Source organism: Dendronalium phyllosphericum CENA369 (assembly GCF_016056275.1).
Classification (GTDB): Bacteria; Cyanobacteriota; Cyanobacteriia; order Cyanobacteriales; family Nostocaceae; genus Dendronalium; species Dendronalium phyllosphericum.
In genome coordinates this window covers 1-16,383 of the sequence record NZ_JAECZA010000095.1, presented here as the reverse complement: position 1 = coordinate 16,383, position 16,383 = coordinate 1, and the positions used below count along the sequence as shown (strand labels likewise).

The window sequence follows — 16,383 nt, the reverse complement described above, 5'->3', positions numbered from 1 at the left end:
GACAGGGATTGGGGATTGGGGATCGGCCCCAATCCCCAATCCCTAAAGTTGGCATTCTCTTCTACCGCGCCCATTATCTCGGAGGAAACACCAAAGTAATTGATGCTTTGTGTGCTGCTTTGGCGCAGAAAGACTTAGAACCGATGCCAGTGTTCGTTTCTTCATTGCGCGACCCCGATGTGCAAGCAGAGTTAAGCGAATTTTTCCAGCCCAAAGATTCACCGCAAATTGCAATACTGTTGAATACCACAAGTTTTTCGCTAGCGCGGTTAGAAACAGAAACACCTCAAACTGACTTGTGGCAAAAATTAGATGTGCCAGTGTTGCAGGTAATTCTTAGCGGTGGAACTGTTGAACAGTGGGAATTGCAGTCGCAAGGGCTTTCTCCTCGTGATATTGCCATGAATGTGGCGCTACCAGAAGTGGATGGGCGAATTATTACTCGCGCTGTGTCTTTTAAGGCGGTGCAAACGCGAAACCCCGACTTAGAAACAGATGTGGTAGTTTATGAACCAGTAAGCGATCGCATTGAATTCGTAGCTCAACTAGCAGCCAATTGGGTACGCCTGCGCTCCAAGCCACCCCAAGAACGGCGAATTGCCCTGATTTTGGCAAATTACCCCAACCGCGATGGTCGCCTTGCTAATGGTGTGGGACTGGACACGCCAGCCAGTTGTGTAGAAATTCTCAAAGCTTTACAGATGGCTGGTTATTTGGTAGAAAATCCACCTACCCAAGTAGAAGAATTGATTCAACGTCTCACTACTGGTGTCACTAATGACCCAGAAGGCAGAGAATTGCGCCCAGTGCTGCAAAGTTCATCTCATACGGAGTATCAAGAGTATTTTGCTTCTTTACCAACAGCCGCGCAGCAAGGTATCTGCGAACGTTGGGGACTGGAAGAGGACGCAAAGATGGGGAGACACGGAGACACCGAGAGAGAAATTTTCCCCGCGTCCCCCTGTCCCCGCGTCCCCGTGTCTTCTTTCGCTATTCCTGGAATTCAACTCGGTAATGTCTTTGTGGGAATTCAGCCAGCACGAGGTTACGATCTTGACCCTAGCTTGAATTATCATGCGCCAGATTTAGCACCAACCCAGGCTTATTTAGCTTTTTACTATTGGGTGAGGGAATGTTTTGGTGCTGATGCTGTTGTGCATGTAGGAAAACATGGAAATTTAGAATGGCTACCCGGTAAGAGTTTGGCTTTATCCAGTAATTGTTATCCAGAAGTAGCATTCGGGCCGCTTCCGCACCTTTACCCGTTTATTGTCAATGACCCTGGTGAAGGTTCGCAAGCCAAACGCCGCGCTCAGGCAGTGATTCTAGATCACCTCACGCCTCCCATGACCCGTGCAGAACTCTATGGCGGTTTACAGCAGTTAGAAAATTTAATTGACGAATATTATGAAGCTGAAAGTTTAGATCCTTCGCGTTTACCAGCAATTCGCGATCGCATCCACCAACTAGTCATCCAAGAAAATCTCCATTTAGATTTAGGCATCCAAAACGAAAAAGAAATTTTTAATTCTTTAGATGGCTATCTTTGTGAATTAAAAGAAGCCCAAATCCGTGATGGCTTACATATTTTTGGTCAATGTCCCGAAGGACGACAACTACGGGATTTAATAGTAGCGATCGCCCGTATCCCCAATCGCTATTCTATAGGCATTACCCGTGCTTTAGCTCAAGATTGGGGTCTAGACTTCGATCCCCTCACAGCAGATATGTCAGTCGTCAGTCGTCAGTCGTCAGTAGTCAATGGCAAAAACTGTCGCACCATCGGCGATATTGTCGAACTCCTAGAAGAACACGCCGCCTCCCTAGTAGATCGACTCCTCACTCCTAACTCTTGTACAGACGCGATTAATTGCGTAGATCGACTCCTCACTCCTCACTCTTGTACAGACGCGATTAATCGCGTCTCTACTCCCCACTCCCCACTCAGCACTACTTTAGACTGGATACGCGATCGCCTCCTCCCTGCCATCCAACAAACCCAGCAAGAAATGACTTATTTGCTACACGGGCTTGATGGTAGATATGTTCCCAGCGCTCCTGCTGGCGCACCGACGCGCGGTCGTCCAGAAGTACTACCAACAGGCAGAAACTTTTATTCAGTCGATATCCGCGCTATTCCTACAGAGACAGCTTGGGATATCGGCAGAAAAGCTGCTGAAAACCTGATTGAATACTACACACAAGAACATGGTGAGTATCCAAAAACACTGGGATTATCCTTATGGGGAACCGCTACCATGCGAACTGGTGGTGATGACATCGCCGAAGCATTAGCTTTGTTAGGTGTGCGACCAGTATGGGATGGTGCAGCGCGGCGCGTAGTAGATTTTGAAATTTTGCCACTAGCCATTTTGCAGCGTCCCCGTGTAGATGTCACCTTAAGAATTTCTGGATTTTTTCGGGATGCTTTTCCCAATCTCATCGACTTATTCGACTCGGCCGTGCAAGCAGTAGCAGCCTTAGATGAGCCACCAGAACAAAACCCTCTAGCAGCACAAGTACGCCAAGATACAGATTTTTGGACGCAACAAGGTTTAACAACAGAAGCAGCTTTAGTGCGATCGCGCTATCGGATTTTCGGTTCGCAACCAGGTGCTTACGGTACAGGACTTCAAGGCTTAATAGATTCCCAAAATTGGACAGATGACCAAGATTTAGCCCGTGCCTACATTAACTGGAGCTGCTACGCCTACTCAGGAAGCAGGGGGGCAGAGGGGCAGAGGGGCAGAGGAATAGAGAAAGCAACATCTCCATCATCTCCCCTCCCCGCCCCCGAAGCTTTTCAGCAACGTTTAGCACAGATGCAAATTGTTTTACATAACCAAGATAACCGCGAACATGATTTGCTGGATTCTGACGATTATTATCAATTTCAGGGTGGTTTAACAGCAGCAGTACGTTCTCTCCAAGGAAAAAATCCCCAAACTTATTTTGGCGATAATTCTATTCCTGCCCGACCGCGCGTCCGCAAACTCAAAGAAGAAATCGCACGGGTGTATCGTTCTCGCGTAGTTAATCCTAAATGGATTGCAGGAATGATGCGCCACGGTTATAAAGGTGCATTTGAAATGGCAGCAACAGTAGATTATCTATTTGCTTACGACGCTACAGCAAAATGTGTGGAAGATTACATGTACCAAGGTATAGTAAAAGCCTACTTGCTCGATCCGCTTGTGTCAGAATTTATTTTGTACAATAATCCTTATGCTCTGCGTGATATTGCTGAAAAATTATTAGAAGCATCTCAGCGCAGTTTATGGCAGGATGTAAATATACAAACAATAGAAACTTTACGAAACTTAGTACATCAAGCTGAAGCAGCTATCGAATAAAACAGTGGTGTAGGAAACAAATATGGACAACCTTGCGTATTTGCACCTAGCTTTCGCCTACGAAGATAAAGAATCCAGTGAATTAGCGCCCCTGAGCTATTTTTTAAATAAAGCAGACGCGCCAGACTGGAAACGACTTTCTAGTAAGGCATGGAAGCATATGTTGCCCCTTGCTCTCACTTTATCCATTCTTGGCGCTGTTAGTAGCGCTATGGCGCTGGAAAGAGGCGATCAAGGTCCTTCTGTGAGAAGCTTACAACAAAAGCTGCAACAAACAGGCTTTTTTCAAGCTCCGATTACTCAGATATATGATTTTCCCACAGAGGATGCTGTCCGGCGCTTCCAAAAAGCTGCCAACTTACCAGTTGATGGCGTTGTTGGAGTAAGTACCCTCCAAAAATTAGACAACTGGCGAGTAGCAACTGCGAGTAACCAGACCAAAAAACCTAGTGTTACAAGTACGCAAGTTAAAACAACTACTACTGCAAGTTCAGTTACCAACAAGCGCAGCAATCCTAACTTCATAACTAAAGGTGATGAAGGTGAAGATGTTAGGGTTTTGCAAGAACAGTTGCGGGTTGCAGGTTTTTATTACGGTAATAGCACAGGCATATTTGGCCCAATCACCGAAGAAGCTGTCAAGCGGTTCCAAGCAGCTTACAAATTAGACGTTGATGGAATTGTCGGCCCGGCAACAAAAAGAAAATTACCGCAACAGGGAGTTGGTTATGGAGAGGATTCTCCTAGCAAACCAGTGGTCGAGCGAGATAAACTCCGCCTAGGCGATCGCGGCGAAGCCGTGAGAATTCTTCAAGAACAATTGATCAAAGCCGGATATTTAGAGGGAGAACCAAACGGATATTTTGGCCCTTATACGGCTGATGCTGTACGCCGATTTCAAGCTGCTAATTACTTAGCATCCAGTGGAGTTGCTGGCCCTACTACTAGAGGTAAGTTATATAACTCAGTCAAGACTGCTTCTAAGAGTGAATTTAGTGTCCTGGAAATCCAAAGGCGACTACAAGAAAAGGGCTTCTATAAAGGTCAACTAACTGGTGTAATGGCAGATGACACGAAAAAAGCGATTAAGCAAGCCCAAGAATATTACGGCATAAGTCTCAGCGATATTAGAAGCGGACGCTTTTAGCATCCGCTTCGGCTTGGTGAGTACGAGTCCCAAACTAATTACTTACCTCCCGTAACAACAAATAGCAAATTGCTCAAACTATTCAATTGCCTTGAGTAACTTCGCTTTGTTATCGCACCCAAGTGCTACAGCGGCATCAATGCCCTTTGGCACTTGGGACATACTGCATGAATTGTCATTTGACAATCTAGTAGGTGATATCCTTCTTTTTGGGCAGTTTTTGCACCAATTTTGAGAATAGAGTCATTTTTAAACTCAATGGTCGCGTTGCAACGCACGCAAATCAGGTGGTGGTGATGATGCGGGTAAGGCTGGTTGATTTCGTAATGTTTATGTCCTTCTCCGAGTTCTAGTTCCCGCAAAATACCCATTCGTGCCATCAACTTCAAAGTCCGATAGATAGTTGAGAGGCTGATACCTTCGCCTTCGCCTTCTAGTCGATGATAAAGATCCTCCGCACTAAGATGTTCCCCTTGCGGAAGTTCTTGAAATATGTGTAGAATTGTTTCGCGCTGGGGAGTTAAACGCCAGCCTCTTTCATTTAATTCTGCCTTGAGTGAAGTATTTGTGTAGACAGTCATACTAATTTTTCTCAACAAAGCTCTTTAGTTGAGAATATAACAAATGTTCCGAGCAATTTGCAACAAACATTGCTTCTTGAGAATTTTTATAAAATGCTAAAGACTAAGTTATAAAATCTTGATGACAAATTAAATAATAACGATCCCAGCCATCAAGAGATTCACAATAAGGCTGGGAATATTTGCTTTTAACTAAATGCAAATAATTTCCTATAAACTTATAAAAAGCTGCAGACTCAGAGTTCAAATGGTTCAATGAGTTTATAGTCAGTAGTCAGTACTAATGAACAACTGACTACTGAACGGGCGCAAAGCTTTGCGCCCCTAGTGATACATGATTCATGACTAACTGAGAGACTCTAAATAGTCACGGATCAGGTTGCGTCGTTTGGGTTGGCGGAGCTTTTGCAAAGCTTTAGATTCGATTTGGCGTACCCGTTCCCGCGATAAGTCCAAAGCGCGTCCAATTTCTGCTAGCGAATAAGGATGGCCATCAGCTAGACCAAAGCGCATGAGAATTACATCCCGTTCGCGGGTAGTTAAATCAGCCAATAGATTTTGCAAGTCTCTTTGTAAAGATTCTCGCATTAACATTTCTTCAGGAGTTACACTATCAGTTTCGAGTAATTCGCCCAATTCAGTGTCTTTATCCTTCCCTACCTTAGTTTCCAAAGAAACAGAACGAGGTACTCTTAGCAAAACTTCTCGTACTTGGGTAGGAGTCATGTCTAACTCAACAGCTAAGTCTTCCAGGGTAGGAGTGCGACCTTTTTCTTGAGCAATTTTGCGTTGAGCTTTTTTAATTTTGTTTAACTTTTCTGTAATATGCACAGGTAGGCGAATCGTGCGACTAGAAGTAGCGATCGCCCGTGTGATTCCTTGACGAATCCACCAGTAAGCGTAGGTACTAAAGCGATATCCCTTGGTTGGGTCAAATTTTTCTACGGCTCGCTCCAAACCTAGTGTACCTTCTTGGACTAAATCTAGTAATTCCAAACCACGATTTTGATACTTCTTAGCAACAGACACTACTAGGCGGAGATTAGCCTTAATCATGTGTTCTTTTGCTTGAAGTCCTTGAGCTTGAATTTGCTCTAGTTCTTCCACTGTCATCTTGGCAATTTCTGCCCAGCGACGTTTGCCCTCTGACAAAATTGGTTTGAGATCGGACACATTTACCCCAGCAGTGGTAGCCCATCTTTCTAAAGAGGGGCGATGTCCTAGTTCAGATGCTAGACGCTCTTGAACTTCAATTAATCGCAGATAGGGCGAAACCACTTCATCCCCTTGCTTTGCTGCGTTGGCAAGTACTATCCGCATCCGTAAGTAGCGCTGAACTTTTTGCGCTTCTGAAACCTCTTCATCGCGTCCCAGTAACCGAACTCGACCAATTTCCTGAAGATATAGACGTACCAAATCTGTACTGCGACGGTTAGTATTAGCAGCAAAGTTAGCAGGATCGGCAGCAGCTATTTCCAACTCCTGTAAATCTTCTACCGACAACTCACTGACATCAACTGTGAGATCCGAGTCCAAAACCTGGTGGGATTTTTGGGTATTGTAGGCGGCATCTGCGTAAAAGGATGTTGCTGGCATAAAATCGTCTCAATGGCTCCAGGTAACAATAGATTACGGTCAGCTAATCAACTGTTGCTATTGTTCCCGTGATTTTAGATGAACTAACACGGTTGAAGGTTTAAGTCCAGTTTTTTTTCAAAAAAACTGTACTGCTGATTTCCTCAGCATTAATACCGAACGGATTCGGCTGCTGAGGGTTTGATTGAACCAATAGCTATTCAAATCTATAGATAGGCTTTAAATTCCAAACTGACTTGAAAAAGGCAGAAGACAGAATTGGGGAATCAAGAACAGATGGGGGATAGGGAGTTTAGGAGATAGGGAAAATAAGAGTAATTTATCTATAGTTCTTTTCCTCCCTGCCCCTCTACTCCTGTGCTTCCCTTCTCCCTCATCTTCCTCATTTCCTTACTCCCTACTCACTTTCTCGTCTGGTATAAGCAGTTATCATGCCTACTTAGTCAGCATTTCAACTTTGTAGATATTAAATATTACGTTTGTAAGGGGTATAAACATATTTCAGTAAAATTATGTCTATCATCGGCATAGTCATATCTACATGAGGCTAAAAGTAATATCCTGAAGATTTACTAATTTTTTTCTCAGGATTATTGGGGAATGATCAGAGGTAATAGGTTTTAAGTAATAAGTTAGCGCTCACGCAGAAAGGATGGACTGATGACAAACGAATGCCCGTGTCTTTTTGGTGAAACCACTCAGAAATCGGATTGCCGACGCTTTTATGTCGCTATTGCTAGCGCTAACACAACTGACGGTCAAAGCCACTTCCTTGGTAACACTTGCTTCAACGTGGATAAACCACATTGAAGCAAAGTCGTCGGCTTTGCCGACTTGAAGAAAGTGGGATGTGGGAGTGCGACAGCCTCACCGCTACACTAAATTCTGATGATTATTAATAGTTGTACTCTGGCTTAATGTCTCGTACCATCAGTTCATCAAGTGCTTGTCGAGGTGTCACTTCACTCTGAAGTAATCGATAAACTTGCTCGGTAATCGGCATAGTAATATTTTGTTGTTTAGCCAGTCGTACTAAAACCTCACAAGTGTTAACTCCCTCAGCAGTTCCTGGCAAATTAGCCAGAATATCTGTAAGCGTCTTACCGCCAGCCATCTGGTAGCCGACTTGGTAATTGCGACTTAAAGAACTATTGCAAGTTGCTAACAAATCTCCTAGACCCGATAAACCGTAAAAAGTTTCCGTCTTTGCACCCCAGAAGTTGCCGATGCGAATTATTTCTGTGAGTCCACGGGTGACTAAAGCAGCTTTAGCATTGGTTCCCAATTGTAAGCCATCACATACACCAGCTGCGATCGCAATTACGTTCTTCAGCGTTCCTCCTAGCTCTACTCCTACGGGATCGGGATTGGTATAGACGCGAAAACGAGGAGAAGAAAATACTAATTGCGCTAGTTCGGCAGCAGTAGTTATACTGCTGGCAACTACCGTTGCAGCTGGCAAGGATTGTTGAATTTCTTGAGATAAATTTGGCCCAGACAGAACCACTACTGCATGGTTAGGAAATGCTGTTTGCCAAATTTGCGAAGGTGTACGGGTAGTTTGAGGATCTAAGCCTTTGGTTGCTGTGACAAAAGTTGTCTCTGGAGATATTGGCAAGGATTGTACTTGAGAGGCAACATCTCTTACACCTTTCATAGATATAGCAGACACGACTATTTGGGCATCTTGTAGAACTGCTTTAAGAGTTGCCGACCCCTGACGCGACCACACACGGACAATATGACCATTTGCTGTTGCTAGATTTGCCAAAGATGCACCCCAAGCACCTGCACCCAATATCGCTATGGTTGTTTTTTGCACTGCTACCAATACCACTCAGAACTCAGTATTCGATTTGAAAAACACTTAGTACTTAGACTGGGGGAGACGAAAAAGATGAGGGATACAGAGAAAATAAACCTGAAACTAACTCCTAAGTTTGCACCCGATTTCGAGGATAGCGTTCCATTAATTCCCTAACTTGCTCCGCATGATATGAGCTTCTAGTCAACGGTGAGGCAACAACTTGTAAAAATCCTAGTTCTTCTCCAAATACCTTCCAAGCATTAAACTGTTCTGGGTGGATAAATTCATTCACTTGCAAATGTTTCTGACTTGGTTGGAGGTATTGTCCGATTGTCAAGATATCGCAATCTACCGCACGCAAATCTTGCATGACTTGGCGGATTTCAGCATCCGTTTCGCCAAGTCCAACCATGATCCCGGATTTAGTGTATGTCCAAGGAGCAATTTGACGCGATCGCTTGAGTAATTCTAGCGTGCGATCGTAGTTTCCTTGGGGGCGTACTCGTCGATACAGGCGGGAAACAGTTTCTGTGTTGTGGTTTAAGACTTCTGGTGCAGCTTGCAGAATTATCTGTAGTGCATTCCAATTACCACATAAGTCAGGGATTAGCACCTCTATTGTAGTGTAAGGCGATAGGTTGCGAACTGCTGCAATACATTTCACAAACTGAGATGCACCACCATCTGACAAATCATCTCGGTTGACAGAGGTGATTACCACATGATTGAGTTTCATACGGCGAACAGCTTCAGCTAGTCGTTCTGGTTCCGTAGAGTCTAAAGGTTTGGGTTTTTTCTCAAAGTCAATATCACAGTAGGGACAGGCTCGCGTACAAGCTGGACCCATAATCAAAAACGTTGCAGTCCCAGCTTGAAAGCATTCACCAATATTTGGACAGGACGCTTCCTCACAAACTGTATTCAGCGCTAAATCCCGCAAAACTTCTTTAACGTTTCCGACGCGCTCCCACTGAGGCGCTTTTACCCGCAACCAGTCTGGTTTTACAGTCACAATCCGCTTTTACCACTGAAGTTATACACATCTAATCGTAGCAAGCAAAGCTTTGAGTGAAGTCGTTATATATCAAGGAAACCTGGAAACAAGAGGTCAGAGCTTGGGAAGAGCAAAGAAATAGAGAAGCTCGCGCTGTAGATTTACGATTTACGACAACGGATGCTCGGATAAAACTGAAGCGGCTTTACCTCTGGCTTCAAAATTGACAAAGTAGTAGTTTTGTTATTTGGCATGGGTTGTGATATCTTTAATCTACGATGAATGCTGTAGTTATGGCGGGATGTAGCGCAGCTTGGTAGCGCACTTCGTTCGGGACGAAGGGGCCGCTGGTTCGAATCCAGTCATCCCGATTTACAGTAGAGCGACAGATTAATTAACCGTGGCGATAAATAATTGGTCGTTCTACACTCGATATGAGAAGCTTGCTGCAAGTTAGACAGCATTATACAGAGATGATTGCGATCGCATCCATTGTCTTGTAGTTTAAAAACACTTTCTAATCTTCACTCTGTAAGATTGACTTTTGTGAGCAATCTAATCGGAATCTCAATCCAGAATTCTGTTCCTTTACTTGGCTGTGAAATACACTCCATTAGTCCGCCATGATTTTCTACAACAATCTGATAGCTGATAGCTAGCCCCAATCCTGTACCCTTACCCACTGATTTAGTAGTGAAAAATGGATCGAAAATTCGTTTTCTGACTTCTTCAGTCATTCCTGGACCATTGTCAGCAATGCGAATTAGCAAGCGTGATTTCTCAATTGAGAGTTTAGTTGAAATCCAAATTTTAGCAGAGGGAAGAGAATTATTTCTTTCTATTTTTCTATTTTCTTCAAGAGCATCAATAGCATTGGTGAAAACATTCATAAATACCTGATTCATCTGCCCGGCGTAGCATTCTACCCGTGGCAAATTGCCATAATCTTTAATTACCTCAATAGCAGTAAAATGGACATTTGATTTGAGGAGATGGTGCAAAATTAATAATGTGTTTTCTATCCCTTCATGGATATCAACGGATTTATTGTCAGCTTCATCTAAACGAGAAAAATTTCGCAATGACAATACTATAGAGCGGATGCGATCGGCTCCAACTTGCATTGAAGACATAATTTTTGGTAAGTCTTCTACCACAAAGTCTAAATCGATCGCTTCGATTACTAAGTCAATTTCCTTTTTCGGGCGAGGATAGTGCAACTGGTAGAGCTGTAAAAGTTCCATCAGTTGTTGAGTATAGGTAGTAGCATGGTACAGGTTGCCGTAAATAAAGTTTACGGGGTTGTTAATTTCGTGTGCTATACCCGCTACTAACTGTCCTAAACTGGACATTTTTTCGGACTGAATTAATTTTGCTTGTGTTTCTTGGAGTTCATACAGTGTATGCTCTAACTGTGTGGCTTTAGCTTTGGCATGTGTTTCGGCAGCACAGCTTTGTTCGTAGAGTTGCGCTTGTTGAATAGCGATCGCTGCTTGATCTGCTAGCTGTTGCAGTAAATTAATTTCTCCATCTTGCCAATGTCTGGGAGCATCACACTGATGGGCAATGAGTAACCCCCAAAGTTGCGTACCTATTTTAATCGGGACAATTAAGTTTGCTTGTACTTGCAAGGTTTGCAAAAACTCTTGATGACAAGCACTCAAAGAAGCTGTTGAGACATTATTAATCGCTCTGATCCTGCCTTGAAAGTAAAGACGGCTATACTCATCGGGAAAGCATTTTGGTGGCGCTTCCATTCCTAACGCCGATACCCAATTACCGTTAATTTCTTCCACAATCACTTGACCATTAGATTCATTCCCTATCTGAAAAATTAACATCCGGTCAGAATTTAGCAAGGGACGAACTTCCCGGACAATAGTTTGCAAGGTGGTTTTTAAGTCTAAGGTACTGCGAATATGCTCCGTAACTTGCTTGAGTACATTGGTAAGTAGTAATGATTTTTCTAGTTCAGCGGTTTGCTCTTGCACCCGAAGTTCTAAGTTGGTATTCAGTACCTGTACTTGTTGGTACATTTGGTGCTGCTGAATTGCTATGGAAAAGTGATAGCACAAGGCTTGTCCTAAGGAGATTTCTTCAGGTTTCCACTCAAGCGCTTGCCCTTTTTTTTGCTCTCGCCAAACTTCAAAAGAAAGTCGGGGTAGACTTTGGCGCAGATTTGGGTCGTGCCGTCCCGCCCACAAGATTTCACGGTCAAATCCAGGACGAAAAATGCTGATAACACCAACAAAATTTTGACGCAAATGTAGGGGCATCAGTAAGATTCCCCGAATCTGAGTAGATTGGAATGCAGGAGCCAAAACTCGCAAACGCGGTTCTTGGTAAAGGTCAGTAATTGCCCAAATATTATCTGGTTTAAATTCAGCTATCCAGTTTTGCCAGATAGGATGCTGTTCGATAATACTGTTTTCTAAACCATAGGGCAGCTGAGGTTGTTTGCCCCATGTGTATACTTCTGTACTGTCATCGACATAAAGCCTACCACCTATGCCACCAAAGGTCGCTATGACTTCTTCTAACGCCTCCTGCAATTGGATTGTAGGTAGTTTATGCAACAGCATAGTAACTCTGTTGATCGCGGCCTCTCGCTCTTGTTTCGCACGGGCTTCGGTGAGTAAGTTACTTTGAGCGATCGCGATCGCCACTTGATCTACGACTTGTTGGACTACTTTTAGCTCCTGCTCTGAAATTGTTTGCGGTTGACTGTGGTGCGATACCAATAAACCCCATAATTCCGGCTGTGCTGATTGTCTACCAGGGTCTTGATGTAAAATCGGTACTACCAACGTAGACTGTACGCCCATTGCCTTTAAGTATTGAATATGGCAAGGATCTACCTGTCGGTAGTAAATATTTTCCGTGTCTAGAGATTTACCATTTGTTGACTGTAGTGGCGATAGTCCTATCTGTCCAGTGGTTACATCCACTATCGAACGTTGCCGCGTTGACAAAAGCAACTCTCTTGCCTCTTGAGGAATATCATCGGCTGGGAAATGCAATCTTAATAGTGATGGCAAATACTGTCCGTGAATGGATTCGGCAATGACTTCACCACTGCCATCAGCATCAAACCGATATACCATCACCCGATCTGTAGCCAAAAATAAGCGAATTTCGGCAACAGTCGCTGTTAATATCTCTTGTAGGTCGAGCGATCGCCTAATCTGGTTTGTTATCTGATGTAATAAACCTTCTTGGTTGAAGGTTTGCATCGAACCACTTGGGTCATCGGGAAATGCCATTACCTATCACGCCTATGTAAAAATATAAAACTGTTCAAAAAACCCTTGCTAGATGCGACCTAACATTTTGAACTATAATTTTCTAGGGTTAAAGATTAAAAAAATATTATTAATAACGCTTAATTTTATATCCTCGGATATAAAGATGTATTCGGTAAAATTATGCAAATTACCAAAATCTAAATATTTTTCTATATTTATTATGCTTTTATAAATTTTTGATAGTTAATAGTAAAGAACTAAGTAATTTTAAGTAGAATGTTTAGAATCAAATTTAATTTGATTATTAATAATCATTTCTATATCTTTGCAACTACCTTAAAACCCTCTTTGTTGACTCTTATATTTTCAAGAGTTTTTAGTTAGTGAGAAAAGGAAAGCAAACCTCTCGCTCATTTAATTGTTACACCAATTAATTATCATAGCGGTCAAGACGAAGGTCAGTGCATGATTTATGGCGATCGCGCTTTTGTTTGCAACACTGTTCATATCTGTCAGTGCTATGGTTGCTATACGGTGAAACCAAGCATTATTAATGCTTTATCTAATGCATCAATTGAGTCTAACCACATCACTATATAAACTACTGTTTACCTATCGGAATAATGTTGTAGCTTTTTATATTACTATGGTATGATTATGCTTGTAGCGAATACTTCTAAGGATAAATGAGCAATCAAAGTGGTCACTCACATCACAATTGGGTGCAACCTCATAATCCTGTCAATCTAAAGTTGAAACTGCAACAAAAGCGACTTCAAGAGCCGATGTTCTACTATTTTGCTTACGGTTCTTGCATGTGTCCTGTGGATTTAAAGCGATCGCTTGGCGAAAATACCCATCCTTATGTTGTTGGGACTGGAATATTACAAGACTATCGATTAGGGTTTTATGTTTGTTCTCCAACTCGCAATTGTGGCGTTTTGGATATAGTGAAAGATGCTAAGGCTAACGTGAAAGGCGTACTTTATCGATTACCCTGGCGGCTGAGTGAATATCTAGATATACGTGAAGGTGTTTCTCAAGGGCTTTATCGTCATGAGATAGTAGATATTCACTGCCAAGATCGGGTTTATAAAGATGTTCGCACTTATACAGTAGTTAACAAGCTTACACAAGAAATTGCGCCAAACGATTGGTACTTTAACGTTGTCCTGCGCGGTGCTATCACTTGTGGACTACCAGAGGAATATTGCTGGCATTTGTTTAACCACATGTATCAATTACAACGACTATATCAAGAAAAACAAGTCGTGCGATCGGCTTAATAATCATATTTCAACGAACAAAAGTAAAGCTAGAAATCACTTTATCAAATACCTGTTTATTGAAGATAGTAGTCGGTCGTCCTTGTTCAATTTCAAAAGGAACCGAAACAGTAATTAGGTATTTGCGGTCAGGAGTGAAGAAAGACACGTTTTTATTAAAACCTAAAGTGTCAGATGTATAATTAACAGCACTTTGGTTGGCAACTTTAGTATTTTCAAATTTATCGATTGTGGGATTGTCTTGTCTCACAATATTCACTAAACTACGATTTCTCAAGTTAACAGATTTTACATAAATAGTGATACTACGAGGCAATTCTGTAGGCACTTTGTTTTTTACTAAACATTGTGCCTCAGCAAAAGTATTAGGGTCAAGTACTAGTAGCCGATCGCTACCAAATGCCATTGTTCTATAGTTATTTGGAATGCTAAAGCGATAGCCAAGTTTTTCTTGGCGAATGATTCGAGTTTGCGGTACAGGAGGTACTACTTTCTTGTGGGGACATTGAGCCTGTGCAATATTTGAGGAAGCAACAAGAGTAACGCTTGCTAATGCCAATCCTAATAAAACGAGTTTAAGTTTCATAGTTCATCTTAATAGCCACTAAATTAAACAAACAAAAAGTTTCAACTTAATTACGGAAGCAGCTACTCTCTAGGAAAGGCCTCACCCAGCATCGAATCTGTATAAACTTGTTTTTATGACGCGATCGCATCACAATACTCAATAAATTTGAGTTAAATTTTATACACAAAAAGTAAATTAAAAAAATTAAACTTGACAGCATGTTAGCTTGACATAGTTATAAAATCGGATTCAATTTTGAAATTGCACCCAGACTCCGTATTTATACAGGATATTGTGATGAAAAACTGGAATCGATTATTTTTAGGTTTGACAAGTGCTTGTTTAGCAGTTGGATATTCAAGTTTATTGGCTAAAGAAATTCCTTTGAAGAATCTGCCTGATTTAAAAAAAGAGTTATTAAGCCAGAAATCTGAAACAAACCCAAATGTTAATGAGTATCTAGAAAAAAATAAACCAGAAAGTTATAAGTTTTTGCAACAACAATTAAAGGTAGCCACAGAGAATGCCAAAAAACCAAGCCAAGATAAAGTAGTCAATAATCTGTGGTCACTGTCAAAAAGTAATTCTCAGATAAAATCCAGAGAAAATAATGGGAAAGTTGAATATTTAATGGCAAGTTGGAAATACACAAATAATCCCAGCGAAGATTGGAAAATAGGAAATAAAAAAAGTATAGAAAATCAGACTTGGTTAACAGCAGTTCCTCAAGTGAAAGAATTTTGTCAAAAATGTAGAGGTATAGGTATAAATATTCCTGGCAATATTATGCTTTCGCTCAGGTTACAGCAGTATTTAGGCTTAATTTTAAATAGAAATTCAAATAAAACGCATTTTGTAGAAATGTGGGTCAAAGCAGAAGATTTAAGCAGACCATGTATCGACCCAGAAATTAACGATTCTACTTGTCAAGTTTTACCTGTTCCTGTACCTGCGAGATATCCTATTTTGCAACAGATATACACAGCTTCTTATGCAGTTGGTAGTCAAGAAAATTATCCTTGGACTGGTTTGGGTTATACCTACGATTGGGGAAATTCTAAAAAACCTCATGAGGGAGCTAGCGAGTTTCTTATTAATGGAACTAAAGAGAAACCGATAGAAGTAGAAGTGGTTTCAGTGACAACTACACAAGAATATTGTAATAATCAGTACTTAAAAAATTGAATTTGATAAAGAGTTGTAGACTTAACTAAACCGTATTAGATTATAAACACTAAAAAGCGCCCTCGTGATGAGAGCGCTTTTGATATTATTCGACAGAGTAAGAATTAACCGTTGATAGCAGGAGCGCTGATTGCAACAGGAGCGCTATCAAGTGTAGCCAAGTCGAGAGGGAAGTTGTGAGCATTGCGCTCGTGCATTACTTCCATACCTAAGTTAGCGCGGTTGATGATGTCAGCCCAGGTGTTGATGACACGACCTTGAGAATCAATCACAGACTGGTTGAAGTTGAAACCGTTCAGGTTGAACGCCATTGTGCTGACACCCAAAGCGGTGAACCAGATACCGATTACAGGCCAAGCAGCCAGGAAGAAGTGCAAGGAACGGCTGTTATTGAAGGAAGCGTATTGGAAGATTAAGCGACCGAAGTAACCGTGTGCTGCAACGATGTTGTAGGTTTCTTCTTCTTGACCGAACTTGTAACCGTAGTTTTGAGATTCGCTTTCGGTGGTTTCACGAACCAAGGAAGAAGTTACTAGAGAACCGTGCATTGCAGAGAATAAGCTTCCACCGAAGACACCAGCCACACCTAACATGTGGAAGGGGTGCATTAAGATGTTGTGT

11 protein-coding genes, 1 tRNA gene and 1 pseudogene are annotated in these 16,383 nt (G+C 42.1%); 6 read left to right on the top strand and 7 right to left on the bottom strand.

The window, feature by feature from the left end; all coding sequences use genetic code 11:
• Both cobN and I8752_RS18690 read left to right on the top strand, forming a co-directional pair.
• On the top strand, positions 1-3,353 hold a 3,353-nt coding region (cobN, locus tag I8752_RS18695; RefSeq protein WP_214433803.1), incomplete at its 5' end, for a cobaltochelatase subunit CobN.
• A 22-nt stretch (positions 3,354-3,375) separates the two neighbouring features.
• Positions 3,376-4,500 (top strand): peptidoglycan-binding domain-containing protein, encoded by a 1,125-nt coding sequence (locus I8752_RS18690; RefSeq protein WP_214433802.1) that lies wholly within the window; start codon positions 3,376-3,378, stop codon positions 4,498-4,500.
• 125 nt (positions 4,501-4,625) lie between these two features.
• On the opposite strand, the gene I8752_RS18685 is transcribed toward I8752_RS18690, so the two are convergent.
• Entirely contained in the window at positions 4,626-5,081 is a 456-nt protein-coding gene (locus tag I8752_RS18685) for a Fur family transcriptional regulator (RefSeq protein WP_214433801.1), read from the bottom strand.
• Positions 5,082-5,426: 345 nt separating this feature from the next.
• Positions 5,427-6,677 carry an RNA polymerase sigma factor SigC gene (gene sigC / locus I8752_RS18680; protein WP_214433800.1) on the bottom strand — a complete coding sequence of 417 codons (1,251 nt, stop codon included), beginning with the start codon at positions 6,675-6,677 and terminating at the stop codon, positions 5,427-5,429.
• Between the two features lie 660 nt (positions 6,678-7,337).
• Between sigC and I8752_RS18675 the strand changes: the two genes are divergently transcribed.
• Positions 7,338-7,487: a hypothetical protein gene (locus tag I8752_RS18675; RefSeq protein ID WP_214433799.1), complete on the top strand. Its 150-nt coding sequence runs from the start codon at positions 7,338-7,340 to the stop codon at positions 7,485-7,487.
• A gap of 85 nt (positions 7,488-7,572) precedes the next feature.
• Here the strand turns inward: I8752_RS18675 and I8752_RS18670 are convergent, their stop codons facing one another.
• Together I8752_RS18670 and lipA are read right to left on the bottom strand one after the other, a co-directional pair.
• A complete protein-coding gene (locus I8752_RS18670; RefSeq protein ID WP_214433798.1) occupies positions 7,573-8,499 on the bottom strand; it encodes an NAD(P)H-dependent glycerol-3-phosphate dehydrogenase in 927 nt (308 codons plus the stop codon).
• Between the two features lie 112 nt (positions 8,500-8,611).
• Positions 8,612-9,496, bottom strand: a complete 885-nt coding sequence (lipA, locus tag I8752_RS18665; protein WP_214433797.1) for a lipoyl synthase — start codon at positions 9,494-9,496, stop codon at positions 8,612-8,614.
• A gap of 279 nt (positions 9,497-9,775) precedes the next feature.
• Between lipA and I8752_RS18660 the strand changes: the two genes are divergently transcribed.
• Positions 9,776-9,849, top strand: a tRNA-Pro gene (locus tag I8752_RS18660).
• A 153-nt stretch (positions 9,850-10,002) separates the two neighbouring features.
• Here the strand turns inward: I8752_RS18660 and I8752_RS18655 are convergent.
• A complete protein-coding gene (locus I8752_RS18655; RefSeq protein ID WP_214433796.1) occupies positions 10,003-12,741 on the bottom strand; it encodes a GAF domain-containing protein in 2,739 nt (912 codons plus the stop codon).
• Positions 12,742-13,409: 668 nt separating this feature from the next.
• Between I8752_RS18655 and I8752_RS18650 the strand changes: the two genes are divergently transcribed.
• Positions 13,410-14,009 (top strand): gamma-glutamylcyclotransferase, encoded by a 600-nt coding sequence (locus tag I8752_RS18650; protein WP_214433795.1) that lies wholly within the window; start codon positions 13,410-13,412, stop codon positions 14,007-14,009.
• Positions 14,010-14,019: 10 nt separating this feature from the next.
• On the opposite strand, the gene I8752_RS18645 is transcribed toward I8752_RS18650, so the two are convergent.
• Complete coding sequence (locus I8752_RS18645; RefSeq protein WP_214433794.1) at positions 14,020-14,595, bottom strand: hypothetical protein; 576 nt, start codon at positions 14,593-14,595, stop codon at positions 14,020-14,022.
• A gap of 279 nt (positions 14,596-14,874) precedes the next feature.
• On the opposite strand from I8752_RS18645, the gene I8752_RS18640 reads away from it, so the two are divergent.
• Positions 14,875-15,762 carry a hypothetical protein gene (locus I8752_RS18640; RefSeq protein ID WP_214433793.1) on the top strand — a complete coding sequence of 296 codons (888 nt, stop codon included), beginning with the start codon at positions 14,875-14,877 and terminating at the stop codon, positions 15,760-15,762.
• 104 nt (positions 15,763-15,866) lie between these two features.
• On the opposite strand, the pseudogene I8752_RS18635 reads toward I8752_RS18640, so the two are convergent.
• A pseudogene (locus I8752_RS18635) lies at positions 15,867-16,383 on the bottom strand (photosystem II q(b) protein); the annotation flags it as partial.

Coding starts and splice junctions, on each gene's coding strand:
- I8752_RS18690 (WP_214433802.1), top strand. CDS start 3,376: ATGGACAACCTTGCGTATTTGCACCTAGCTTTCGCCTACGAAGATAAA.
- I8752_RS18685 (WP_214433801.1), bottom strand. CDS start 5,081: ATGACTGTCTACACAAATACTTCACTCAAGGCAGAATTAAATGAAAGA.
- sigC (WP_214433800.1), bottom strand. CDS start 6,677: ATGCCAGCAACATCCTTTTACGCAGATGCCGCCTACAATACCCAAAAA.
- I8752_RS18675 (WP_214433799.1), top strand. CDS start 7,338: ATGACAAACGAATGCCCGTGTCTTTTTGGTGAAACCACTCAGAAATCG.
- I8752_RS18655 (WP_214433796.1), bottom strand. CDS start 12,741: ATGGCATTTCCCGATGACCCAAGTGGTTCGATGCAAACCTTCAACCAA.
- I8752_RS18650 (WP_214433795.1), top strand. CDS start 13,410: ATGAGCAATCAAAGTGGTCACTCACATCACAATTGGGTGCAACCTCAT.
- I8752_RS18645 (WP_214433794.1), bottom strand. CDS start 14,595: ATGAAACTTAAACTCGTTTTATTAGGATTGGCATTAGCAAGCGTTACT.
- I8752_RS18640 (WP_214433793.1), top strand. CDS start 14,875: ATGAAAAACTGGAATCGATTATTTTTAGGTTTGACAAGTGCTTGTTTA.